At 60.6% G+C, this 24329-nt stretch carries 18 protein-coding genes; 3 read left to right on the forward strand and 15 right to left on the reverse strand.

Annotated features, from left to right (window positions below; genetic code table 11):
* Window positions 1–57 precede the first annotated feature (57 nt).
* The 14 genes from purF to leuC form a co-directional block, all read right to left on the reverse strand.
* Window positions 58–1563, reverse strand: coding sequence for an amidophosphoribosyltransferase (purF, locus tag D8U73_RS18490; RefSeq protein WP_034150926.1), 1506 nt, complete (start codon window positions 1561–1563; stop codon window positions 58–60).
* Between the two features lie 41 nt (window positions 1564–1604).
* Window positions 1605–2165 (reverse strand): CvpA family protein, encoded by a 561-nt coding sequence (locus D8U73_RS18495; RefSeq protein WP_056853700.1) that lies wholly within the window; start codon window positions 2163–2165, stop codon window positions 1605–1607.
* Between the two features lie 98 nt (window positions 2166–2263).
* Complete coding sequence (locus D8U73_RS18500; protein WP_130905370.1) at window positions 2264–2956, reverse strand: SPOR domain-containing protein; 693 nt, start codon at window positions 2954–2956, stop codon at window positions 2264–2266.
* Window positions 2940–4247 carry a bifunctional tetrahydrofolate synthase/dihydrofolate synthase gene (gene folC, locus D8U73_RS18505; protein ID WP_130905371.1) on the reverse strand — a complete coding sequence of 436 codons (1308 nt, stop codon included), beginning with the start codon at window positions 4245–4247 and terminating at the stop codon, window positions 2940–2942. Before folC ends, D8U73_RS18500 begins: the two co-directional genes overlap by 17 nt.
* Window positions 4244–5164, reverse strand: a complete 921-nt coding sequence (accD, locus tag D8U73_RS18510; RefSeq protein ID WP_056853703.1) for an acetyl-CoA carboxylase, carboxyltransferase subunit beta — start codon at window positions 5162–5164, stop codon at window positions 4244–4246. The genes folC and accD overlap by 4 nt, the downstream gene beginning before the upstream one ends.
* A 238-nt stretch (window positions 5165–5402) precedes the next feature.
* Window positions 5403–6029, reverse strand: coding sequence for a phosphoribosylanthranilate isomerase (locus tag D8U73_RS18515; RefSeq protein ID WP_130905372.1), 627 nt, complete (start codon window positions 6027–6029; stop codon window positions 5403–5405).
* A 63-nt stretch (window positions 6030–6092) separates the two neighbouring features.
* Window positions 6093–6917 carry a tRNA pseudouridine(38-40) synthase TruA gene (gene truA / locus D8U73_RS18520; RefSeq protein ID WP_130905381.1) on the reverse strand — a complete coding sequence of 275 codons (825 nt, stop codon included), beginning with the start codon at window positions 6915–6917 and terminating at the stop codon, window positions 6093–6095.
* Between the two features lie 332 nt (window positions 6918–7249).
* Window positions 7250–9976: a FimV/HubP family polar landmark protein gene (locus tag D8U73_RS18525; RefSeq protein ID WP_130905373.1), complete on the reverse strand. Its 2727-nt coding sequence runs from the start codon at window positions 9974–9976 to the stop codon at window positions 7250–7252.
* Window positions 9977–10181: 205 nt separating this feature from the next.
* Window positions 10182–11192: an aspartate-semialdehyde dehydrogenase gene (locus D8U73_RS18530; protein WP_130905374.1), complete on the reverse strand. Its 1011-nt coding sequence runs from the start codon at window positions 11190–11192 to the stop codon at window positions 10182–10184.
* Window positions 11193–11382: 190 nt separating this feature from the next.
* The gene (asd, locus tag D8U73_RS18535) at window positions 11383–12495 is read right to left on the reverse strand and encodes an aspartate-semialdehyde dehydrogenase (RefSeq protein WP_056853708.1); all 1113 of its coding nucleotides are present in this window, start codon (window positions 12493–12495) and stop codon (window positions 11383–11385) included.
* Window positions 12496–12563: 68 nt separating this feature from the next.
* On the reverse strand, window positions 12564–13646 hold the full coding sequence (gene leuB / locus D8U73_RS18540) for a 3-isopropylmalate dehydrogenase (protein WP_130905375.1): 1083 nt from the start codon (window positions 13644–13646) through the stop codon (window positions 12564–12566).
* Between the two features lie 69 nt (window positions 13647–13715).
* Entirely contained in the window at window positions 13716–14483 is a 768-nt protein-coding gene (locus D8U73_RS18545) for a class I SAM-dependent methyltransferase (RefSeq protein WP_056853710.1), read from the reverse strand.
* Window positions 14484–14634: 151 nt separating this feature from the next.
* On the reverse strand, window positions 14635–15279 hold the full coding sequence (gene leuD, locus D8U73_RS18550; RefSeq protein WP_056853711.1) for a 3-isopropylmalate dehydratase small subunit: 645 nt from the start codon (window positions 15277–15279) through the stop codon (window positions 14635–14637).
* Between the two features lie 10 nt (window positions 15280–15289).
* Window positions 15290–16708 carry a 3-isopropylmalate dehydratase large subunit gene (leuC, locus tag D8U73_RS18555; RefSeq protein WP_056853712.1) on the reverse strand — a complete coding sequence of 473 codons (1419 nt, stop codon included), beginning with the start codon at window positions 16706–16708 and terminating at the stop codon, window positions 15290–15292.
* A 147-nt stretch (window positions 16709–16855) separates the two neighbouring features.
* Between leuC and D8U73_RS18560 the strand changes: the two genes are divergently transcribed.
* The 3 genes from D8U73_RS18560 (at window position 16856) to D8U73_RS18570 (ending at window position 23723) form a co-directional block, all read left to right on the forward strand.
* Window positions 16856–17746: a LysR family transcriptional regulator gene (locus D8U73_RS18560; protein WP_130905376.1), complete on the forward strand. Its 891-nt coding sequence runs from the start codon at window positions 16856–16858 to the stop codon at window positions 17744–17746.
* Between the two features lie 66 nt (window positions 17747–17812).
* Window positions 17813–21091 (forward strand): PAS domain S-box protein, encoded by a 3279-nt coding sequence (locus D8U73_RS18565; protein ID WP_056853714.1) that lies wholly within the window; start codon window positions 17813–17815, stop codon window positions 21089–21091.
* A gap of 355 nt (window positions 21092–21446) precedes the next feature.
* Window positions 21447–23723, forward strand: a complete 2277-nt coding sequence (locus tag D8U73_RS18570; RefSeq protein ID WP_130905377.1) for a nitric-oxide reductase large subunit — start codon at window positions 21447–21449, stop codon at window positions 23721–23723.
* A gap of 51 nt (window positions 23724–23774) precedes the next feature.
* Here the strand turns inward: D8U73_RS18570 and D8U73_RS18575 are convergent, their stop codons facing one another.
* Complete coding sequence (locus D8U73_RS18575) at window positions 23775–24221, reverse strand: Hsp20 family protein (RefSeq protein WP_056853716.1); 447 nt, start codon at window positions 24219–24221, stop codon at window positions 23775–23777.
* Window positions 24222–24329 lie beyond the last annotated feature (108 nt).

Genomic DNA, 24329 nt, shown 5'->3' on the forward strand with positions numbered 1-24329 from the left:
CTTGGGGACGCCAAAAGCTTCGCGGGCAAGCCTCGCTCCTACAAGGCCGGTTCTTACTTAGTTGTTGTACAGGTCGATGATCGCGCTGACTGCCTGGGTCTTGACCTTGGAGGCATCGTTGCGTGCCTGCTCGATCTTGTTCAGATAAGCCTCGTCGACATCGCCAGTCACATACTGGCCATCGAACACAGCGCAATCGAACTTGTCGATCTTGATCTTGCCGCCACCGACCGCTTCGATCAAGTCAGGCAAGTCCTGATAGATCAGCCAGTCGGCGCCGATCAGGTCGGCCACGTCCTGGGTCGAACGGTTGTGGGCGATCAGTTCGTGGGCGCTCGGCATGTCGATGCCGTAGACGTTCGGGAAACGCACGGCCGGTGCAGCCGAGCAGAAGTAGACGTTCTTGGCGCCCGCTTCACGAGCCATCTGGATGATCTGCTTGCAGGTGGTGCCGCGCACGATCGAGTCGTCCACCAGCATCACGTTCTTGCCGCGGAATTCCAGTTCGATGGCGTTGAGCTTCTGGCGTACGGATTTTTTCCGTGCAGCCTGGCCCGGCATGATGAAGGTCCGGCCGATGTAGCGGTTCTTCACGAAGCCTTCGCGGAACTTCACGCCCAAATGGTTGGCCAGTTCCAGGGCCGCGGTGCGGCTGGTGTCCGGAATCGGGATAACCACGTCGATGTCATGCTCAGGACGCTCGCGCAGAATCTTCTCGGCGAGCTTCTCGCCCATGCGCAGGCGGGCCTTGTATACCGAAACACCGTCGATGATCGAGTCAGGGCGCGCCAGGTAAACGTGTTCGAAAATGCACGGTGTCAGGGACGGGTTGGTCGCGCACTGACGGGTGTGCAGCTTGCCGTCTTCAGTGATGTAGACCGCTTCGCCCGGCGCCAGGTCGCGAATCAAGGTAAAACCGAGCACGTCGAGGGAAACGCTTTCGGAAGCAATCATGTACTCAACGCCTTCGTCGGTATGACGCTGGCCAAACACGATCGGGCGGATGCCGTGCGGATCGCGGAAGCCGACGATGCCGTAGCCGGTGACCATCGCCACGACAGCGTAACCACCGACGCAACGGTTGTGCACGTCGGTCACGGCAGCAAACACGTCTTCTTCGGTCGGCTGCAACTTGCCGCGCTGGGCCAGTTCGTGGGCGAACACGTTAAGCAGTACTTCCGAGTCAGAGCTGGTGTTGACGTGGCGCAGGTCAGATTCGTAAATCTCCTTGGCCAGCTGTTCAACGTTGGTCAGGTTACCGTTGTGCGCCAAAGTGATGCCGTAAGGCGAGTTGACGTAAAACGGTTGAGCTTCGGCCGAAGTCGAGCTGCCCGCGGTCGGATAACGCACATGGCCAATGCCCATGTGGCCGACCAGCCGTTGCATGTGACGCTGATGGAAAACGTCACGTACCAGGCCATTGTCCTTGCGCAGGAATAACCGGCCATCATGGCTGGTCACGATACCGGCAGCGTCCTGGCCGCGGTGCTGGAGGACGGTTAGCGCGTCATACAGCGCCTGATTGACGTTCGACTTACCGACGATACCGACGATGCCACACATGCGACGCAACCCCTACTTAATGGATCTGAACTGAACACAACTCACTGAGGCGTTTTGGCCGTCGGCAAGAGGTGCTCCTTGAACGGAATATCAGCGGGTACGCTGATTCCGCTGGCAAGCCACTGACTGCTCCACCCGAGGATCAGGTTTTTGGACCAGTCGGCGACCAATAGAAATTTTGGCACGAGCTGTGACTGCTGCCACCACTCGTCCTGCTGTACCGGCCCCAGGCTCAACAGCCCGACCGCCACGACCACCAGCAACACGCCACGCGCGGCGCCGAAGGCCATGCCGAGAAATCGATCGGTCCCGGACAACCCGGTGACCCGTACCAATTCGCCGATCAGATAATTGATCATTGCGCCCACCACCAGGGTGGCGACAAACATGATGGTGCAGCCCGCGATCACGCGAGCCGATGGCGTCTGGATATATCCGGCGAGGTACTCGGACAGTGAGCCACCAAACATCCAGGCAACAGCTCCTGCGATGATCCAGGTCACCAGCGACAGTGCTTCTTTGACGAAGCCGCGGCTCAGACTGATCAATGCAGAGATGGCGACGATTGCAACGATCGCCCAGTCAACCCAGGTAAATGGCACAGTGCAGCCTACAGACGGATAAGGCGGCGCATTTTAGCAGAGCCCATGCTTATCGGTAAGCTGCGATTGTCAGTGCATTTCAAATCGCTGCGATAGATTTAGCCGCGTTCTGGCTGAAAGCGCACCACGAACCCCTTGAGGTTCTGCTGGCGATTCAACAAGTCGCGCAGACGATCGGCTTCGGCGCGTTCGATCAGCGGCCCGACAAACACCCGATTCTTGCCGTCGGCAGTGCGGATATAGGCGTTGTAGCCTTGGCTGCGCAGGGTTTTCTGCAGCTTTTCCGCGCTTTCACGGTTGGCCAGACTGGCCAGTTGCACCGACCAACTCACCGACAGACCATTGGCGTCGACACGGCTTTGCGTGGTGTCTGGCTTACCCGGTGCCGCGCTGATTGGTTGGGACGGCGCAGTCGCCGGCTTCGCGGCCAATGCCGGAACCGGTGCCGGCGCAGGCGTCGTGACCGGTTTTGCCGTTGGCGCGGGAGCGACCGGTGCAGCCGGTGCAGCCGGTGCAGCCGGTGCAGGCGCTGTAACCGGTAGTTCTTGCTGGGCGATTTCGTCGTCGCTCGGCACAGGTTCTTGCGGCAAGGCTTGCGGCTCGGGCACTACGACCGGCTCCACTTGAACCTGCGGCATCGCTGGCGCCTGAGGGGCGGACGGGGCTTCGACCGTTACCTGGCGCTGCTCATCCTGACGGGAGAACAGCATCGGCAGGAAAATCACGGCCAGTGCGACGAGTACGAGCGCGCCAACCATGCGCTGTTTGTAGGCCTTATCCAGCAATGCCATTTGCCGCTTCCTCCGTGGAGCGCCGAGCCAGCCACTCAAGGGCCTCGGCGACACAATAAAATGATCCGAACAACAATATTTCATCGTCGCTCGTTGCCAGCGCGCACTGCCCTTCCAGGGCGGCCGCCACGCTGTCATAGCATGCTACCGACGCACCGCGCTTGAGTAGCGCATCTTGCAGATCGGCCACCGGCCGCGCCCGTGGCGAATCCAGCGGAGCGACAGCCCAGTGCTCGACACTAGCATTCAATTCGCCAATAACACCATCCAGATCCTTGTCGGCCAGCAATCCGAACACCGCCAGGCGTTTGCCAACCGGAGGACGACTGGCCAATCGCCGGGCCAGATACTCCGCCGCATGGGGGTTATGCCCCACGTCCAGTAACAGATTAAGACGCTTGCCCTGCCAGTTGAACTGCCGGCGATCGAGACGACCGACCACCCGCGTCGCTTGCAGCGCCTGGACAATCTGCGCATCGACCCACGGCAGACCCAGCAACAGATACGCCTGCAAGGCGAGCGCCGCATTCTCCATCGGCAAATCGAGCAGTGGCAGGTCGTGTAACTCGACGGCGTGCCCCTGAATGTCCAGGCCGCGCCATTGCCAGTTGTGATCGGTGACCCCGAGATCGAAATCGCGCCCACGCAGGAAAAACGGGCAGGCAAGCTCGCGCGCTTTGTCCAGCAGGGGTTGCGGGGGATTGAGGTCGCCACACAGCGCAGGCGCGCCCTGGCGGAAGATACCGGCCTTCTCGAAGGCCACGGATTCGCGGGTATCACCCAGGTAATCCGCATGATCGACGCCAATGCTGGTGACCAGCGCCATGTCGGCATCGACCACATTGACCGTATCCAGGCGCCCGCCCAGACCGACTTCCAGCACCACAGCATCGAGCCCGGACTGTTGAAACAGCCAGAACGCGGCCAATGTGCCCATTTCGAAGTAAGTCAGGGAAGTGTCACCACGCCCCGCCTCCACCGCAGCGAAGGCCTGGCACAGTTCGGCGTCAGTGGCTTCGACGCCATTGACCTGCACCCGCTCGTTGTAACGCAGCAGGTGCGGAGAATTGTAGACACCGACTTTCAGGCCCTGGGCGCGCAGCAATGAAGCCACAAACGCACAGGTGGAGCCCTTGCCGTTGGTGCCGGTGACCGTGATCACCCGAGGCGCCGGCTTGCCCAGTCCCATACGGGACGCTACCTGTTGCGAGCGCTCAAGGCCCATGTCGATGGCCGAAGGGTGCAACTGCTCAAGGTAGGCGAGCCACTCGCCAAGGGTACGTTGGGTCATATATTGGCAGGCACCGGTGGGACGACGATCGGTTCGATTGGTGCAGCGACGAATTTCGGCGTCGGCAGGCCCATCATTTGCGCCAGCAGGTTACCCAGGCGTGGGCGCAGTTCCTGACGGTGAATGATCATGTCGATCGCGCCGTGCTCCAGCAGGAACTCGCTGCGCTGGAAGCCTTCCGGCAGTTTTTCGCGCACGGTCTGCTCGATCACGCGCGGACCGGCAAAGCCAATCAGGGCTTTCGGTTCGCCGACGATAACGTCGCCGAGCATCGCCAGACTGGCAGAAACACCACCGTAGACCGGATCGGTCAGTACCGAGATGAACGGAATGCCTTCTTCACGCAGACGCGCCAGCACCGCGGAGGTCTTGGCCATTTGCATCAGGGAAATCAGCGCTTCCTGCATCCGCGCACCACCGGAGGCGGAGAAGCAGATCATCGGGCAGCGTTTTTCCAGGGCGTAGTTGGCGGCGCGCACGAAGCGCTCACCGACGATGGCGCCCATCGAACCGCCCATGAAGGAGAATTCGAACGCCGACACCACGACCGGCATGCCCAGCAGCGTACCGCTCATGGACACCAGCGCATCTTTTTCGCCGGTCTGCTTTTGTGCAGCGGTCAGGCGATCCTTGTACTTCTTGCCGTCACGGAATTTCAGGCGGTCGACCGGCTCCAGGTCCGCACCGAGTTCGGTACGGCCTTCGACATCGAGGAAAATATCGATACGGGCGCGGGCGCCGATACGCATGTGGTGGTTGCACTTGGGGCAAACGTCCAGGGTCTTTTCCAGCTCCGGACGATACAGCACAGCCTCGCAAGACGGGCATTTGTGCCAAAGACCTTCAGGCACCGAGCTCTTCTTGACCTCGGAACGCATGATCGAAGGGATCAGTTTGTCTACTAACCAGTTGCTCATGCTTTCTTTCTCCAGTACCGGCGGCCCGAACGCTCTGGTTCGCAGCCCCGCGTATGCCCTTGAGCTAAATTCATATGTGTGGCGATGATCGTCGAGCGCACACGGTCAGCGCGAAACTTGACCTGCGTGCAACTGCGAAAACCCTCAGCCCTGCCTGCTTTTTGCAAGTGCAGTTAAAGACGGCGGCAGTGTGCCAGCCGTCACATCGCAAACCGGATCAAAAGATCGCAGCCTGGTTTCACTCGACAACCCCTGCAACAGCCTTGATGAAAGCGTGAATCTTTGCATGATCCTTGATGCCCTTGCTCGCCTCTACCCCGCCGCTGACATCCACGGCGTAGGGCCGGACCCGCGCCACTGCCTCGGCGACGTTATCCGGGGTCAGTCCACCCGCCAGAATAATCGGCTTGCTCAAGGCTTGCGGTATCAATGACCAGTCGAAGGCTTCGCCGGTTCCCCCGGGGATGCCTTCGACATAGGCATCGAGCAAAATACCGCTGGCACTCGGGTAAGCGTCGCAAGCGGCCGCAATGTCATCACCGGCCTTGACCCGCAACGCCTTGATATAAGGACGCCGCCAGCCTTCGCAATGCGCTGCTGTTTCATCGCCATGAAACTGCAACAGGTCCAACGGCACCGCATCGAGGATCTCAGCCAGTTCGGCGTGACTGGCATCGACGAACAATCCAACAGTCGTGACAAACGGTGGCAGTGCCTTGATGATCGAGCGCGCCTGCTCCAGCGTCACAGCCCGCGGGCTTTTTGCGTAAAACACAAACCCTATGGCGTCGGCCCCGGCTTCGACCGCTGCCAACGCATCTTCTATGCGGGTAATCCCGCAAATCTTGCTGCGAACGGCTGACATGTCGTTAAAACCTCACGGCAAATCCGAGAAAGTCCCGGATGGTAACAAAAGCGTTCGAGGGCGTCAGCCGTCAAGTTCGGAGAACCCGGTAAGGAAATGCGGCCCGATGTAACGCTCGGGCAGTTCGAACTCATCGTGGTACTCGACTTGCACCAGATAAAGGCCAAACGGATGTGCCGTCACCCCGCCCGTTCGACGGATACGGCTCTCCAGTACTTCCTTCATCCACTCCACCGGGCGCTCACCGGCACCGATGGTCATCAGCACACCGGCGATGTTGCGCACCATGTGGTGCAGGAAGGCACTGGCGCGGATATCCAGCACGATCATCTTGCCGTGGCGCGTCACGCGCAGGTGATGCAGCTCCTTGATCGGCGACTTGGCCTGGCACTGACCGGCGCGGAAAGCGCTGAAATCATGGGTGCCCACCAGGTACTGCGCCGCCTCGGCCATACGCTCGACGTCCAGCGGACGGTGGTTCCAGGTGATCTCTTCGTTCAGGTGCGCCGGGCGGATCTGGTCGTTGTAGATGACATAGCGATAACGGCGAGCGATGGCTTTGAACCGCGCATGGAAGTGCGCCGGCATGGCCTTGGCCCAGCTGACGCTGACATCGTGGGGCAAGTTGATGTTGGCGCCCATGACCCAGGCTTTCATCGATCGCTCGACCTGGGTATCAAAATGCACCACTTGCCCGCAGGCATGCACACCGGCATCGGTTCGCCCGGCGCACAGCAGCGAAACCGGTGAATCGGCGACTTTGGACAAGGCGTTTTCGAGGGTTTCCTGCACGGTGAGCACACCGGAAGCCTGGCGCTGCCAGCCGCGATAACGCGAACCTTTGTATTCAACGCCCAGTGCGATCCGGAAAAAGCCGTCGGCCGCCATTTCAGCAGCCGGGTTATCAATATTTGCCAAGGGGGAACAGCCTGCTGAAGTACGCAAAGGCAGGCATTATAAGGTGCTTGGACGGGGATGCCAGTGGATATCCTGTGACTGTTCCGGCCTCATCGCGGGCGAGCCCGCTCCCACAGGGATTTATGTCAACCGCAAAACCTGTGGGAGTGGGCTTGCCCGCTCCCACAGGGATTTATGTCAACCGCAAAACCTGTGGGAGTGGGCTTGCCCGCGATGAGGCCCTGAAAGACAACATCGAAACGACCGCCTGAAACAAAAACGGCAGCCTCGAGTGGGCTGCCGTTTCATTTGCAACGATTGACTCAAGCCAAACGCGAAAGCATTTCCTTGGCTTCGCTCTTCTGACCGTCATCACCTTCGGTCACCACCTCATTGAGGATGTCCCGGGCGCCGTCGTTGTCGCCCATGTCGATGTAGGCCTGGGCCAGATCGAGCTTGGTCGCGACCTCATCGGTACCGGACAGGAAATCGAAGTCCGGCTCGTCGTCCACTGTGGCCAGGGCATCGTCCACGGTGAAGGTTGGCTCACTGATGCTCTGTGACAGGCGATCCAGCTCGGCGTTGACGTCATCCAGCTCGGATTCGAATGCATCCGGAGTGGTTGGAGCGTCCATCTCATCGGCCAATGACAAGTCGAAATCGGCTGGCAGTTCCAGGTCATCCAGCGGAGCTTCGGCCACTGCGGGAGTGTCGACCGATGGCAGGTCCTTCACGTCTGCGTCCAGATCCAGCAGGAAATCGTCTTCCGCCAGCAGGGCCGGAGACGGCTCGCCACCGAGATCCATGTCCAGGTCGAAATCCGACAGGTCGCCCAGGTTGTCCTTGATTTCCGTCTGCTGCTGCAACACCGACTCGAAGCTCAGATCGTCGTCCAGCGGGAAATCTTCAAGTTCGTCCAGGGTCGCGGCCGGCTCAGGCTCCACCACAGGTGCTGGCGGAGCGGCTACCGGGGTGATGTTGTCCAGATCATCGAGACTGAGGTCGAAGGCGCTGTCGAGATCGTCACCAGCCGGCGCTGGGTCGGCTGGGGCCGCTACCGGCGCCACGTTTTCCAGATCGTCGAGGCTCAGATCGAAAGCGCTGTCGAAGTCATCGTCGGCCGGTGTCGGTTCTGGTGCTTGCGGCTCGTCCAGCAACAGGTCCTTGACGTATTGTGCGTCCAGTTCGGCAGCGGCCGCCGCCGCGGCGATACCGCCCGCCGCAACCAGCGCCATGGCCGGGAAACGGCTTTTCAGTTTTTCGACCTGGGCGAAGTTGTCGCCGTTGGCCACCAGTTGACGTTCCTGAACCACGAAGGCATCGCGGTCGCCCTGCAAACCGTAGACTTCCATCAGTTTGAGGCGCAGATCACTGCGCTGCGGCTCTTGCTTGACGCCCTCTTCCAGCAACGCGGCAGCCTGATTGAGACGACCGGCTGCGATGTGCGACTGGGCTTGACCCAACACGTCGTCGGAGCGCTCGGCCGCCGGCGAGACCAGTGGCGCGGCAATCGGTGGCGTTACCACGACCGGCGTAATCACCGGGGCTGGGGCTGGGGTTGGTGCGGGTGCCGGAGCAGTCGCAAGATTCACGCTTGGCGGTGGAACCTCCAGGCCTTCGAAGCTGCTTTCAGGCAAGTCGAGATCAGCAGAAAACTCCTGCTCTTCGGACAAGGCGCGAGCCATGCGCAGATGTTTCTCGGCTTCCTGTTGAGCTTTGCGGCGACGGGCCAGCAACAGCAGCAAGAGCAACACAACCACTGCCCCGCCACCCGCCAGGCCCAACAACCACGGATTGGTCAGCAGTTCGTTGAATTTCTGCTCGTCGGAGACAGCAGGCGCCGGCTCAACCGGTTGCTCGGTTGGCGCTGGAGCGGTTTCAGGCGCAGCCGCTGCAGGTGCTGGTGCCGGGGTTGCTTCGGCAGGTGCCGCCGCCGGGTCCGCCGCCAGTTCCGCCGTGATGGCAGGCGCTGTTGCCGCAGCCGGCGCACCCGCTGCGCCTTCGGCTTGCAACTTGGCCAGTTGATTGTTCTTCAGTTCGATCAGACGCTGCAGCTTGTCCAACTGGCTTTGCAGGTCGCTCATGCGGCTCTTCAGTTCGGCATTGTCACGACGCGTCGTATCAAGGCTTTCCTGGGTGACCGCGAGTTTGTTACTCAGGGCCTTGGCATCGCCTGCCGGCCCCTTGCCCGCAGCCTTGCCGGATTCAGCGGAAACCAGGCTCAGGTTGTCCCGGCCGGCTTGCGTGGGCACGGCTTCGCCACGGCCACGATTAGTGGCATCAAGTTGCTGCTGCCCGGTTCCAGGCTTCGCTACATAGCGGCGGCCCTGGCGCCAGGCGGTGTTCTGCGCAGCGACTTCGGCCATGGCTTTGGGTTGCGCCAGGCTGGTGCTCTGCGCCTGATCCGGCAGACGCAACACTTGGCCGGTTTTAAGCCGGTTAATGTTGCCGTCAATAAAAGCGTCCGGGTTCAGCGCCTGGATGGCCAGCATGGTTTGTTGAATCGAACCGCCATTACGCGCCTTCGCCGCGATTTCCCACAGGGTATCGCGCGATGTGGTGGTGTATTCGGACGGTTTGGTCGCAGCGGTGACCGGCGTGGTGCCGGTCGGTGCAGGTTGCGCAGCCGCTTCAGCGGTCTGCGGCGAGAATTTGGAAGGATCGAGCAGCACGCTGTAATCGCGTAGCAGGCGACCGTTTGGCCACATCACCTGAACCAGGAATTTCACCATCGGTTCAGAGAGTGGTTTGCTGGAGGTCACACGCAGGATGCTTTTGCCGCTGGCGTTCAGCACAGGGGTAAACGTCAGGTCGTTGAGAAACGCCTGGCGATCGACACCGGCCTTGGCGAAATCTTCAGGTGAAGCCAGGCTCGGCACCACTTCGGCAGCGGTGAGTTCCTTGACGTCCAGCAATTCGATTTCCGCCACCAACGGCTGGTTCAGCGTCGATTTCAGGGTCAGCTCCCCGAGCCCGAGGGCATGCGCCATACCGGAGGACAGCGCCGAGGCGGCCGCTATTGCTAACACCAGTTTGCGAACTTGAACCATAGCTCATCCTTAGTTTGAACATTCCTCGGCCAGCGAGAAGGTGTTGATAGTCGCTGCCGTAAGGCATTGCGCGCGGCGACGAAGGGTCGTCGCGCGCGATTGTTTCGTGCATGCCCCGGAAAGCCCCGCAGGGTGGCTGACCTTCAGCATCCCGGCAAGCATGACGCCGACCCGGAATCATTCGAAAATTGTTGCCAAGTATCTTTTACAGCAGGTCTTTTATCAACAATTCGGCCAGCTGCACAGCATTGAGCGCGGCCCCTTTGCGTACGTTATCTGACGTCAGCCACAAATTAAGTTCCGACAGGTCGTCGATACCGTGGCGAACCCGACCAACGTAGACCACATCCTGCCCTACCGCATCGCCGACCGGTGTCGGGTAATCACCCGCCTCGACCAGTTCGATACCGGGTGCATCCTCCAGCGCGGCATTGACTTTCACCAGATCGATAGCGCTTGCAGACTGCAGGGTCACGCTAAAGCTATCGCCAAAAAACACCGGGGCTTGAATGCAAGTGACAGAAATTTTCAGCGACGGCAGCGCCAGCACCTGACGCAGTTCACGCACCAGGCGTTTTTCCAGCAGTGTATGGCCCTGCTCGTCCGGCTTGCCGACTTGCGCCAGCAAATTGAAAGCCATCTGCCGATCGAAGAATTTGGGTTCCAGTGGACGCACGTTGAGCAGTTCGGCGGTCTGTCGCGCCAGTTCGCTCACCGCTTCACGGCCTTGGGCAGACACTGCCAGGCTGGCGGTCAGGTTGATGCGCTGCAAGTCGAGCAAATCCAGCAGCGGCGCCAGCACCACCGCCAATGTGGTGGCCGACGGACTCGGGCTGCTGACCTGAAACGGTTTTTTCAGGCCAGCCAGCACTTGGGCATTGGCTTCCGGCACCACTTGCGGCGCCTGATCGGCGGGCAAGGCGCCGGACAGGTCGATGATCGAGCAACCGGCCGCCGCGGCACGGGAGGCGAAACTCAAGCTGGCCGCCGGACCTGCGGCGAAGAACACCAGCTGCACCTTGCCGAAGTCGAACTCATCGACCTCTCGCACCCGCACGTTCTTGCCCCGGAACGGCACCGAACTGCCAGCGGACTCACTGCTGGCCAACAGGTGCAGGTCGCCGACCGGGAAATCGCGCTCTTCGAGTATCTGCACCAGCGTTTCGCCAACAGTACCGGTGGCGCCGATCACGGCAATATCAATGGACTGGCTCATGGTTCTACCTCTGGCGAAACGGCGGGAGCGGCACTTTACCGGGTGGTGGGTGTACAGGCAATTTCTGCCCACCACGATCGTTCCCGCGCTCTGCGTGGGAACGACCGGACGCGGGGCGTGGGAATGATCGGTGGGGATAAAAAAACCCGCACCTCCTTCAAGGCGCGGGTTCTTTCATTGCAGCTATCGATCAACGCTCAAGCAGAATCCGCAACATGCGACGCAGCGGCTCGGCCGCGCCCCACAGCAGTTGGTCGCCAACGGTGAACGCGCCGACGAACTGCGAGCCCATGTTCAGCTTGCGCAGACGGCCAACCGGAATGTTCAGGGTGCCGGTGACCTTGTTCGGGCTCAGCTCCTGGATGCTCGCATCGCGGTTGTTCGGCACCAGCTTGACCCATGGGTTGTGCTGGCTGATCAGACCTTCGATATCAGCAATTGGCACGTCTTTGTTCAGCTTGATGGTCAACGCCTGGCTGTGGCAGCGCATGGCGCCGATGCGCACGCAGATGCCATCCACCGGGATCGGGCTCTTGAAGCGACCGAGGATCTTATTGGTCTCGGCCTGGGCTTTCCACTCTTCGCGGCTTTGACCGTTTGGCAGTTCCTTGTCGATCCACGGGATCAGGCTGCCGGCCAACGGTACGCCGAAGTTTTCGGTCGGGTACGCGTCGCTGCGCATGGCTTCGGCCACTCGACGGTCGATGTCGAGGATCGCGCTGGCCGGATCGGCCAGTTGATCAGCGACAGCGGCGTGGGTTGCGCCCATCTGCTTGATCAGCTCACGCATGTTCTGTGCGCCGGCACCGGAAGCCGCCTGGTAAGTCATGGCGCTCATCCACTCGACCAGACCGGCTTCGAACAGGCCACCCAGGCCCATCAGCATCAGGCTGACGGTGCAGTTGCCGCCGATGTAGTTCTTGGTACCCGCGTCCAGCTGCTGGTCGATGACCTTGCGGTTGACCGGGTCCAGTACGATGACCGCGTCATCCTGCATGCGCAGGCTGGAAGCGGCGTCGATCCAGTAACCCTGCCAGCCGGCTTCGCGCAGTTTCGGGAAGACTTCGCTGGTGTAGTCGCCACCCTGGCAGGTCAGAATCACGTCGAGGGTTTTCAGCTCTTCAATGCTGTAAGCGTCCTTGAGCGGAGCAATGTCCTTGCCCACGGACGGGCCTTGGCCACCGACATTGGAAGTGGTGAAAAACACCGGCTCGATAAGATCGAAATCCTGCTCTTCCAGCATCCGCTGCATGAGCACGGAACCGACCATACCGCGCCAACCGATCAGACCTACACGTTTCATCGCAACTACACCTTCTTGAAATGTGGGCCGCTGCTTTCGGGGGTGAAATGGGCAGCGGGCCCGAGAGATTACAGATTCCGCAGCGCGGCGACTACTGCGTCACCCATTTCCTGCGTCCCGACTTTAGTGCAACCGGCCGACCAGATGTCGCCCGTGCGCAAACCCTGATCCAGCACCAGGCTGACGGCTTGTTCGATGGCATCGGCCGCGGCCTGCTGGTTGAAGCTGTAACGCAGCATCATCGAAACCGACAAAATGGTCGCCAGCGGGTTGGCAATGCCTTTGCCCGCGATGTCCGGCGCCGAACCGTGGCACGGCTCGTACATGCCTTTGTTGTTGGTGTCCAGGGACGCCGAAGGCAGCATACCGATGGAACCGGTGAGCATCGACGCCTGGTCGGACAGAATGTCGCCGAACATGTTGTCGGTGACGATCACATCGAACTGCTTGGGCGCACGCACCAACTGCATGGCGGCGTTGTCGACGTACATGTGGCTCAGTTCGACTTCAGGGTAATCCTTGGCCACTTCCTCGACAATTTCACGCCACAGTTGGCTGGACGCCAATACGTTGGCCTTGTCCACCGAGCACAGCTTCTTGCCACGCACCATGGCCATGTCGAAGCCGACGCGGGCGATGCGGCGGATTTCGCTTTCACTGTACGGCAGGGTGTCGTAGGACTGACGCTCGCCGTTTTCCAGGGTGCGGGTGCCGCGTGGCGCGCCGAAGTAGATGCCGCCGGTCAGCTCGCGAACGATCAGGATGTCCAGGCCGGCAACGATTTCCGGCTTCAGGCTGGAGGCCTCGGCCAATTGCGGGTACAGGATCGCCGGGCGCAGGTTACCGAACAGGCCCAATTGCGCACGGATTTTCAGCAGACCACGCTCAGGGCGGATGTCACGCTCGATGGTGTCCCATTTTGGGCCGCCAACGGCGCCCAGCAGCACGGCATCGGCTGCGCGGGCACGCTCCAGGGTTTCGTCGGCCAGCGGCACGCCGTGCTTGTCGATGGCCGCGCCACCGATCACGTCATGGCTCAGCTCGAAACCCAGGTCGAACTTGTCGCTGGCCAATTCCAGCACTTTGACCGCTTCGGCCATGATTTCCGGGCCAATACCGTCGCCTGGGAGAATCAGAATCTGCTTGCTCATGCTTTCCTCATGTCTTCTGTCGGCGCGCCATCAACCGGCGCGCCCGGAAAAATGCTTATCGTTCGACGCCTATCGTTCAGCCATCAGCACCAGCACATCGGTGCTGAACGAACCATCGGCCTCAATCTGAAAATATTCGCGTACTTCGTTGCCCATCGATTGCTGCAATTCGCGGATCGCCGCGCGCATCACTTCAGGTGTACGCATGCGCTCGACCCAGCTGTTGTATTCCAGACGTAGCCGCTGACGACTAGTGCTGCGGGTATGCAACCCCGCCTCGCTGACCTGCCGCAACCACTCGCCAGCAGAATAATCGCGCACATGGCTGGTGTCGCGCAGCACTTCGACGCTTTGCAGGTAAGTGTCGAACAACGGGCTGCCCGGTGACAACACGTCGACGAACGCCGCCACGCCACCCGGTTTCAATACCCGGCGCACTTCGCGCAAGGCCAGGCCAAGATCGCTCCAGTGGTGCGCCGAATAACGGCTGAACACGAAGTCGAACTCGCCATCGGCAAACGGCAAGCGTTCGGCGGCGCCGTTAACCGTGATCACGTTGCTCAAGCCACGATCGACGGCAGCGGCAGCGACCACGTCGAGCATCTGCTGCGACAGGTCGTAGGCCACCACTTCTTTCACCAGCGAAGCGACGTGAAAACTGACGTGGCCGGCGCCGCAGCCCAGATCCAGCACCCGGGCATCGCCCTGCCCCACCAGCTCGGCCTGTAGCAGCGCAAATTCAGTGCCTTGAGCGTGGACGGCGCTGCTCAGGTAGGCGGCGGCCTGTTCACCGAATTGCTTCTGGACTACCTGACTGTGCTGGGCGGTGCTGGTCATGGGGACTTCCTTTTTCGGGGTCTAGTCTTGTAGTGCCTGGGCCGTCGTCATCGCGAGCAAGCTTTGCTCCTACAAGTCTGTGGCGCTCACAAAACCTGTAGGAGCTGAGCTTGCTCGCGATGAGGCGGGCCCTGGCTACATCGATTTCGGATCAAGCGTCGCGGAACAACCACGGCTGGCTCACACGGTGTTTGGCTTCAAACGTTGCAATCGCATCGCCGTCCTGCAAGGTCAGGCCGATATCGTCCAGGCCGTTGAGCAGGCAGTGTTTGCGGAACGCGTCGATTTCGAAACTCAACACCTTGCCATCCGGGCGGGTCACGGTCTGGGCTTGCAGATCGATCTGCAACTGATAACCCGGTTCGGCTTCGACCTGCTTGAACAGTTCATCGACTTCGGCATCGCTCAAGATGATCGGCAGCAAGCCGTTCTTGAAGCTGTTGTTGAAGAAGATGTCGGCGTAGCTTGGCGCGATGATGCTGCGGAAACCGTACTCTTCCAGCGCCCATGGCGCGTGTTCACGACTGGAGCCGCAACCGAAGTTCTCGCGGGCCAACAAAACGCTGGCGCCTTGGTAACGCTCGGCATTGAGCACGAAGTCCTTGTTCAGCGGACGCTTGGAGTTGTCCTGATACGGTTGGCCCACATCCAGATAACGCCATTCATCGAACAGGTTCGGACCGAAACCGGTGCGTTTGATCGACTTCAGAAATTGCTTCGGAATGATCTGGTCGGTGTCGACGTTGGCACGATCCAGAGGCGCGACAAGTCCAGTGTGCTGGGTAAAAGCTTTCATGCTGCGCTCCTTAGATCAATTCACGGACGTCGACGAAACGACCGTTCACAGCGGCGGCGGCGGCCATGGCCGGGCTGACCAGGTGAGTACGACCACCGGCACCCTGACGGCCTTCGAAGTTACGGTTGGAAGTCGAGGCGCAATGCTCGCCACTTTCCAAACGGTCCGGGTTCATCGCCAGGCACATCGAGCAACCCGGCTCGCGCCATTCGAAACCGGCGTCGAGGAAAATCTTGTCCAGGCCTTCCGATTCAGCCTGCGCCTTCACCAGACCCGAGCCCGGCACCACGATGGCCTGCTTGATGGTCGAAGCCACCTTGCGGCCCTTGGCGATCACGGCCGCAGCGCGCAAATCTTCGATGCGCGAGTTGGTGCAGGAGCCGATGAATACGCGGTCGAGCTGAATGTCGGTGATCGCCTGATTGGCGGTCAAACCCATGTACTTCAAGGCGCGTTCGATGGAACCACGCTTGACCAGGTCCATTTCCTTCGCAGGGTCCGGCACGTTCTGATCCACGGCCAGCACCATCTCGGGCGAAGTGCCCCAGCTGACTTGCGGCTTGATCCGGGTTGCATCGAGTTCGACGACGGTGTCGAACTTGGCATCGGCGTCAGACACCAGGTCTTTCCAGGCTTCGACGGCCAAGTCCCATTCCGCGCCTTTCGGAGCGAACGGACGGCCCTTGACGTAGGCCACGGTTTTTTCGTCGGCGGCCACCAGGCCTACACGAGCGCCGGCCTCGATGGACATGTTGCAAATGGTCATGCGGCCTTCGACGGACAGGTCGCGAATCGCGCTGCCGGCGAATTCGATGGCGTGACCGTTACCGCCCGCGGTGCCGATCTTGCCGATGACGGCAAGAACGATGTCCTTGGCGGTCACGCCGAACGGCAATTGCCCTTCGACACGCACCAGCATGTTTTTCATTTTCTTGGCGACCAGGCACTGAGTGGCAAGCACGTGCTCGACCTCAGACGTGCCGATACCGTGGGCCAGAGCGCCGAACGCGCCGTGGGTCGAGGTATGGGAGTCGCCGCAGACCACGGTCATGCCCGGCAAGGTTGCGCCCTGCTCAGGGCCGATGACGTGGACGATGCCTTGGCGGACGTCGTTCATCTTGAACTCGACGATGCCGTATTCATCGCAGTTGTCGTCGAGGGTCTGAACCTGCAAACGCGAGACCTGGTCGGCAATGGCTTCGATGCCGCCCTTGCGCTCCGGAGTGGTCGGTACGTTATGGTCCGGGGTCGCGATGTTGGCATCGATGCGCCATGGCTTGCGCCCGGCCAGACGCAGGCCTTCGAAGGCTTGCGGCGAGGTCACTTCGTGGATGATGTGACGATCGATGTAGATCAGCGCAGAGCCATCGTCGCGCTGCTTGACCAAATGCGAATCCCAGAGCTTGTCGTAGAGCGTTTTGCCGGCCATCAGACGTTTCCTCATCAGCTTGTTTCTATGCCCCGGGCTTTGAGATTTTCAATAACCCTTTGGCTTGTGAGGCTGATCCTATGGGGTTACATTAAATAACTCAAATTCATATTTTTTATGCTTTGGATAACCAACTGGAATGTGACCATGGACCTGGCCAACCTTAATGCCTTTATTGCCATTGCCGAGACAGGTAGCTTCTCCGGCGCGGGAGAACGGCTGCACCTGACGCAACCGGCGATCAGCAAGCGCATCGCCGGGCTCGAGCAACAACTGAAGGTGCGCCTGTTCGACCGGCTGGGCCGCGAGGTCGGGTTGACCGAGGCCGGTCGCGCCCTGCTGCCGCGGGCGTACCAGATATTGAATGTCCTCGATGATACGCGCCGCGCCCTGACCAATCTCACAGGCGAGGTGACCGGTCGTCTGACCCTCGCCACCAGTCACCACATCGGCCTGCACCGTTTGCCTCCCTTATTAAGGGAGTTCACCCGGCGCTATCCCGCAGTGGCATTGGATATTCAGTTTCTCGATTCCGAAGTGGCCTACGAAGAAATCCTCCATGGCCGTGCCGAACTGGCGGTCATCACCCTGGCGCCGGAGCCCCATGGGCTGGTCAAGGCCACGCCGGTGTGGGATGACCCGCTGGACTTCGTGGTCGCCCCGGAGCATTCGCTGCTCAACAATGGCGCAGTCAACCTGGCGGATATCGCCCGGCACCCGGCGGTTTTCCCCGGGGGAAACACCTTCACCCACCACATCGTCCAGCGTCTGTTCGAAGCCCAGGACCTGACGCCGAACATCGCCATGAGCACCAACTACCTGGAAACCATCAAGATGATGGTGTCGATCGGCCTGGCCTGGAGCGTGCTGCCACGCACAATGCTCGACGATCAAGTTGCGCGGATACCTTTGCCGGGCATACAACTGTCTCGCCAGCTAGGCTATATCCTGCACACAGAACGGACGTTGTCGAATGCGGCACGGGCCTTCATGGCCTTGCTGGATGCTCAGATCGATCTGCCAGGGACTCACGGCTAACTTGTGCTACTCCTATAGAGCCGCGAAATCCCGTGCCCTATGTTCAATTCAGCCTAAGGCTTGCCAATGCCGAAATCTGTTGACCGTGTTCCGCCGATGCCGCGTATCCAGGCACTTGACCCCAAACGCTCCGAGCAGAGCTGGGAAAGTGCCCCGCAATTACTGGCAGCCCTGAACGGCGCGCGTTTGGGTGCCTGGTATTGGGACATCGAACGGGGACAGATCAGTTGGTCGCGGGGTACGCAGGCCCTGTTTGGCTTCGATCCCCGGCAACCGCTGCCGGAAGACCTCGAATACCTCGATTTGCTGCCGCCCGAAGACCGGGCGAAAACCGTGCGCGCCTTCCACGCGGTGATTGCCGGCGCACCACTGGAACAGGCGATGCACCACCGCATTCGCTGGCCCGACGGCAGCCTGCATTGGCTGGAAATCAACGGCAGCCTGTTGCCGGACAAACACGGCCGGCCCCGGATGATCGGCGTGATCCGCGAGATCACCCACCAGCGCCAGCGCGAACAGGCGCTGAGCAGCTCGGAAAAACGTTTCGCCACACTGTTTCACCTGTGCCCGAACATGGTCCTGCTGACCCGCCAGGAAGACGGTTTGATCACCGAAGCCAATCAATATTTCGAAAGCCTGTTCGGTTGGCCGGTGCAAGATGCGATCGGCCGCACCACACTGGAACTGGGCCTGTGGGTGCACCCCGAACAACGGGCGGAGCTGGTCAAGGCCACCAAGGCCAAAGGCGAGTTGACCAGCATGGAGGTGCAATTTCGCGCCAGCAACGGGCAGATTCATGACGGTATCCTCAGCGCGCAAAAGGTCGAACTCGAAGGCCAGCCCTATTTGCTGAGCACGTTCCTCGACACCACCGACCGCAAAGCCGCCGAGCACGCGTTGAAGGACAGCCAGGAACGCCTCGACCTGGCGCTGGACTCTGCGCAACTCGGTACCTGGGACTGGCACATTCCCAGCGGCATGCTTTACGGTTCGGCCCGCGCCGCACAGTTGCACGGCCTGGACGCCAAGCCCTTCCATGAATCCTTCGACGAGTTCTTCGAAGGCGTGCCGGGCGAAGAACGCGACACCATGCGTGACGCCTATCGCAGCCTGCGCGAAGGCCCGGCCGGCAACTATCAGCTGACCTATCGCGTGCAACTGCCGGATGGCAGCTCGCGTTACCTGGAAAGCCGCGCCCGCCTCTACCGCGATGAAAACGGCCTGCCACTGCGCATGGCCGGCACCCTGCTCGACATCACCGATCAGGTCGAACGCGAACAACGACTGGTGGCCTCCGAGGAGAAATTCGCCACGCTGTTCCAGGTCAGTCCGGACCCGATCTGCGTGACCCGCCAGGACACCGGACAATTCATCGAGATCAACTCCAGCTTCACCCAGACCTTCGGCTGGACCACCGCCGATGTGATCGGACGCAGCGCCGATGAAATAGGCCTGTGGGACGCCTCGGCAAAAAGTTTGCAGCGGATCGAACAGGTGATTCGCGAACAAGGCCTGAGTAACGTAGCGATTGTCGTCCAGCACAAAAACGGACAAACCCTGACCTGTGTGATTTCCAGCCGGCAGATCAGCGTCGGTGACCAGCCGTGCATCGTTACCACCCTGCGCGACATCACCCAGCAACAGCGCTCGGAGGCGGCGCTCAAGGCCAGCGAAGAGAAATTCGCCAAGGCGTTTCACTCCAGCCCCGATGCCATCACCATCACCGAGCGCGACACCGGGCGCTACCTGGAGGTCAACGACGGTTTCTGCCGCCTGACCGGTTACCGCGCCGACGAGGTCATTGGCCGCACGGTGTATCAGGTGGGAATCTGGGCCGAAGAGAAACAACGTTCGGCGTTGCTGGCCGAGTTGCAGATCAAGGGTCGGGTGCATCACCAGGAAATGCTCGGACGCAACAAGCGCGGCGAGTTGCTCACCGTCGAGGTCTCGGTGGAACCGATCACTCTCAACGAAACCGCGTGCCTGCTGCTGACCGCACGGGACGTCAGCTTGCTGAAAAACGCCGAGGCGCAAATCCGTCACCTGGCCTACCACGACCCGCTGACCAACCTGCCCAACCGCGCCTTGCTGATGGATCGGCTCAGCCAGCAGATTGCCCTGCTCAAACGCCACAATTTGCGTGGCGCGCTGATGTTCCTCGACCTCGACCACTTCAAGCACATCAACGATTCCCTCGGCCATCCGGTGGGCGATACCGTGCTGAAGATCATCACCGCACGCCTGGAAGCCAGTGTGCGCATGGAAGACACCGTCGCGCGGCTGGGCGGCGATGAATTCGTGGTGTTGCTCAGCGGTCTTGAAGGCTCGCGCAACGACGTCAGCGCCCAGGTGCGGCAACTGGCCGACACCTTGCGCGAATTGCTGTCGGAACCGATGTTCCTCGACGGCCAGCGCCTGCAAGTGACGCCGAGCATCGGCATAGCGCTGATTCCCGACCACGGCTCCACGCCCACCGACCTGCTCAAACGCGCCGACATCGCCCTTTACCGCGCCAAGGATTCGGGGCGCAACACCGCGCAGATGTATCACAACACCATGCAGAAGGCCGCAAGCGAGCGCCTGCGCATGGAAACCGACCTGCGCCTGGCGCTGTCCCGCGGTGAGTTTCGCGTGCATTACCAGCCGCAACTCGATGCCCGCGACAACCGCATCGTCGGCGCTGAAGCACTGGTGCGCTGGAACCATCCGGAGCTTGGTGCGCAATCGCCCGCAGAGTTCATCAAGGTGCTGGAGGACAGCGGATTGATCCTCGAGGTCGGCACCTGGATTCTCGACGAAGCCTGCCAGGCTTGCCGACTGATGATCGCCAACGGCCTGGTGGACCCGCTCGATTTCAGTCTGTGCGTGAACATCAGCCCACGGCAATTCCGCCAGGCCGACTTCGTTGAGCGCGTCGAAGAAAGCCTCACCCGCTACGGCCTGCCTTGCTCGCTTTTGAAACTGGAAATCACCGAAGGCATCGTCATCCAGAACCTGGAAGACACCATCAGCAAAATGCGTCGCCTGAAAAAACTCGGCGTCAGTTTCGCCATGGACGACTTCGGCACCGGTTATTCATCTCTGACCTATCTCAAGCGCCTGCCGGTCGACACCCTGAAAATCGACCAGTCGTTCATCCGCGACGCCACCACCGACCCCAACGACGCCGAGATCATCCGCGCCATCGTCGCCATGGCCCGCAGCCTGGAATTGAAGGTGATCGCCGAAGGCGTGGAAACCGCTGAGCAATTGGCGTTTCTGCAGGGATTGGGCTGCCACTTTTATCAGGGGTATTTGCATAGCCAGCCGTTGCCGGTTGAAGAGTTTCAAAAACTGCTCAGGTAACACCTCTTTCTCGTAGGAGCATGGCTTGCCCGCGATGGCGATTTCATGGGTGTCATCGCGGGCAAGCCATGCTCCTACAGTGCTCTGCACGCTTTCATACCTCTGTATGAATGGTTAAAACCAATACATCACCCCACTGAACCTGTGTAGGAGAGACGCCGCACCGGTGTGCGCCGTACATTGATCCCACGCATTCGGTCCGCGGACAAACGTCCTGCACCGCTAGTCAAATGATCGCGACAACCGATCATTTTCCCGAAGCAACACCCCGGCGTCTCTTCCCGATCACACGGCCGGGTTTTCTGCGCCCGCATACTCGTTATGCGGGCGCTTTTTTTTGACATAAAGGTGCTCCATGGGTGAATACCGCAAATTATGGTGGTCGCTGATTGGCGTCCTCGGCGTGACCTTCTGCCTGCTCGGCTGGTTCGGCCACGAGATTTACCGGCAGGCGCCACCGATCCCGGAAACTGTACAAAGCGTCGAGGGCAAAACCCTGTTTCGTGCCAGCGACATCCTCGACGGCCAGACGGCCTGGCAGGGCATCGGTGGCATGCAGCTGGGTTCGATCTGGGGCCATGGTGCCTATCAGGCGCCGGACTGGACCGCCGACTGGCTGCACCGCGAACTGCTCACCTGGCTCGACCTGGCGGCGCAGCAGAATTATGGCAAGCCTTACCAGCAAATCGATGATGATCAGCAGGCCCTGCTGCGTCATCAACTCAAACGCGAATACCGCGGCAATCGACTGGTTGACGGCACACTGGTGCTCAGCGATCGCCGCATCCAGGCCATCGCGCACACCGCCGAGTATTACCATGCCCTTTTCGGCAATGACCCGGCGCTGCATCACAGCCGCGAAAGCTTTGCCATGAAAGAAAACACCCTGCCCGATAGCGCCCGGCGCCAGCAGCTCACGCGCTTTTTCTTCTGGACGGCCTGGGCTGCCGCCACCGAGCGCGAAGGCCAAAGCGCGACATTCACCAACAACTGGCCCCACGAGCCGCTGATCGACAACCACCCGACCGCCGAAAACATGGTCTGGTCCATCGTCAGCATCGTCGTACTGCTGGCGGGTATCGGTTTTCTGGTCTGGGGCTGGGCGTTTTTGCGCAACCACGACGAAGGCCAACCCAAGGTCCCGGCCCAGGACCCGCTGAGCCTGATCAGACTCACGCCTTCGCAAAAAGCCCTGGGCAAATACCTGTTGCTGGTCGGAGCGCTGTTCGGTTTTCAGGTGCTGATGGGTGGCGCGACCGCGCACTACACAGTCGAAGGCCAGGATTTCTACGGACTGCCGCTGTCGAAATGGTTTCCGTACTCACTGACCCGAACCTGGCATTTGCAAAGTGCTATGTTCTGGATCGCCACTGGTTTCCTCGCGGCGGGGCTGTTTCTGGCGCCGTTCATCAATGGCGGCAAAGACCCCAAATGGCAGAAGCTCGGAGTGGATGTGCTGTTTTGGGCGCTGGTAATGGTGGTCGTGGGTTCCTATGCCGGCAACTTCCTCGCCATCGCCCAATTGATGCCGGCGCAATGGAGCTTCTGGCTGGGGCACCAGGGTTACGAATACGTTGATCTGGGCCGTCTGTGGCAAATCGCCAAGTTCGCCGGGATCGTGTTCTGGCTGGTGCTGATGTTGCGCGCAATGGTGCCCGCCTTGCGTCAGCCGGGCGATAAAAACCTGTTGGCTCTGCTGGCCGCGTCGGTGGTGGCGATCGGTCTGTTCTATGGCGCTGGCCTGTTCTATGGTGAGCGCACCCATCTGTCGGTCATGGAGTACTGGCGCTGGTGGGTCGTGCACCTGTGGGTCGAAGGCTTCTTCGAAGTGTTCGCCACCACCGCCCTGGCCTTCATTTTCACCAGCATGGGACTGGTCTCGAAACGCCTGGCCACCAGCGCCACTCTCGGCTCGGCCTCGCTGTTCATGCTCGGCGGTGTACCCGGGACTTTCCACCACATCTACTTCGCCGGGACCACTACGCCGGTGATGGCGGTCGGCGCAACCTTCAGCGCCCTGGAAGTGGTACCGCTGATTCTGCTCGGACATGAAGCCTGGGAAAACTGGCGCCTGAAGGAACGCGCGCCGTGGATGGCCCGGCTGCGCTGGCCGTTGCAGTTCTTCATCGCCACCGCGTTCTGGAACATGCTCGGTGCCGGGGTGTTCGGCTTCCTGATCAACCCGCCGATTGCGCTGTATTACATTCAGGGCCTGAACACCACGCCGCTGCATGCCCATGCGGCGTTGTTCGGGGTTTATGGCTCGTTGGCACTGGGCTTCAGCCTGCTGATCCTGCGCTATCTGCGACCTAACCTGCAGTTCAATGACCGACTGATGAACACCGGTTTCTGGTGGCTCAACGGCGGGCTGATGCTGATGATCGTTACCAGCCTGTTGCCGATTGGCATCCTGCAGTTTTACGCCAGCGCCAGCCAAGGGCTGTGGTACGCCCGAAGCGAAGCGTTCATGCAGCAAGACCTGCTGCAAACCCTGCGGTGGGTGCGTACGTTCGGCGATGTCGTGTTTCTGGTCGGCGCGTTTGCGCTGATCTGGCAGATCGCTGGCGGCTTGCTGTTTTCGTCGCGCCATCCCCGTGGAATCGAAGCAGCGGCAGTCAAGGGCCAACGTTAAATTGCAGGCAGTAAAAAGGGCGCCGTTGGCGCCCTTTCCTGTTGCTCTGGATTAGTGTTGCAGAGCCGGTTTTTGCGTCCCGTTGATCGGGATACGCTTGGCTTTCGCCTCTTCTGGCACTACCCGCAGCAAGTCGATGCTCAACAGACCGTTGCTCAGGCCAGCGGATTTGATCTCGATGTGGTCCGCCAGACGGAACGACAATTTGAAGGCCCGCTGGGCGATGCCTTGGTGCAGGAAGGTCACGCCTTCGTTGCCGTCACGTTTGCCGCCACTGATGGTCAGCACACCCTTCTCGACTTGCAACTCCAGGTCTTCTTCCTGGAAACCCGCCGCGGCCACGACGATGCGGTATTGGTCGTCGCCGTGTTTTTCCACATTGTAGGGTGGATAGCTGCTGCCTGGCTCGTTACGCAGGGCGGTTTCAAACAGGTCGTTGAAACGGTCGAAGCCTACCGAGGAACGGAACAGAGGCGCCAGGGAAAATGCAGTAGTCATGATTCAAATCTCCTGAAAACAATCAGCAAGGTTTTGTGTCTCCGCGACCCGAATTCGGCATCGCGTAACCCATACATAGGGACCACTGATTGCTTTTCAAGAGCGCAT

Origin of the sequence: Pseudomonas sp. Sample_22 (genome assembly GCF_004307635.1) — a bacterium.
Taxonomy (GTDB): Bacteria; Pseudomonadota; Gammaproteobacteria; order Pseudomonadales; family Pseudomonadaceae; genus Aquipseudomonas.

Bases quoted from the DNA above. Each gene is read 5' to 3' on its own strand.
- leuD (WP_056853711.1), bottom strand. From the start codon at position 15,279: ATGAAAGCTTTTACCCAGCACACTGGACTTGTCGCGCCTCTGGATCGT.
- D8U73_RS18575 (WP_056853716.1), bottom strand. From the start codon at position 24,221: ATGACTACTGCATTTTCCCTGGCGCCTCTGTTCCGTTCCTCGGTAGGC.
- D8U73_RS18530 (WP_130905374.1), bottom strand. From the start codon at position 11,192: ATGAGCCAGTCCATTGATATTGCCGTGATCGGCGCCACCGGTACTGTT.
- asd (WP_056853708.1), bottom strand. From the start codon at position 12,495: ATGAAACGTGTAGGTCTGATCGGTTGGCGCGGTATGGTCGGTTCCGTG.
- folC (WP_130905371.1), bottom strand. From the start codon at position 4,247: ATGACCCAACGTACCCTTGGCGAGTGGCTCGCCTACCTTGAGCAGTTG.
- D8U73_RS18515 (WP_130905372.1), bottom strand. From the start codon at position 6,029: ATGTCAGCCGTTCGCAGCAAGATTTGCGGGATTACCCGCATAGAAGAT.
- leuB (WP_130905375.1), bottom strand. From the start codon at position 13,646: ATGAGCAAGCAGATTCTGATTCTCCCAGGCGACGGTATTGGCCCGGAA.
- D8U73_RS18560 (WP_130905376.1), top strand. From the start codon at position 16,856: ATGGACCTGGCCAACCTTAATGCCTTTATTGCCATTGCCGAGACAGGT.
- D8U73_RS18545 (WP_056853710.1), bottom strand. From the start codon at position 14,483: ATGACCAGCACCGCCCAGCACAGTCAGGTAGTCCAGAAGCAATTCGGT.
- accD (WP_056853703.1), bottom strand. From the start codon at position 5,164: ATGAGCAACTGGTTAGTAGACAAACTGATCCCTTCGATCATGCGTTCC.
- D8U73_RS18565 (WP_056853714.1), top strand. From the start codon at position 17,813: ATGCCGAAATCTGTTGACCGTGTTCCGCCGATGCCGCGTATCCAGGCA.
- leuC (WP_056853712.1), bottom strand. From the start codon at position 16,708: ATGGCCGGCAAAACGCTCTACGACAAGCTCTGGGATTCGCATTTGGTC.
- truA (WP_130905381.1), bottom strand. From the start codon at position 6,917: ATGGCGGCCGACGGCTTTTTCCGGATCGCACTGGGCGTTGAATACAAA.
- purF (WP_034150926.1), bottom strand. From the start codon at position 1,563: ATGTGTGGCATCGTCGGTATCGTCGGTAAGTCGAACGTCAATCAGGCG.
- D8U73_RS18500 (WP_130905370.1), bottom strand. From the start codon at position 2,956: ATGGCATTGCTGGATAAGGCCTACAAACAGCGCATGGTTGGCGCGCTC.
- D8U73_RS18570 (WP_130905377.1), top strand. From the start codon at position 21,447: ATGGGTGAATACCGCAAATTATGGTGGTCGCTGATTGGCGTCCTCGGC.
- D8U73_RS18525 (WP_130905373.1), bottom strand. From the start codon at position 9,976: ATGGTTCAAGTTCGCAAACTGGTGTTAGCAATAGCGGCCGCCTCGGCG.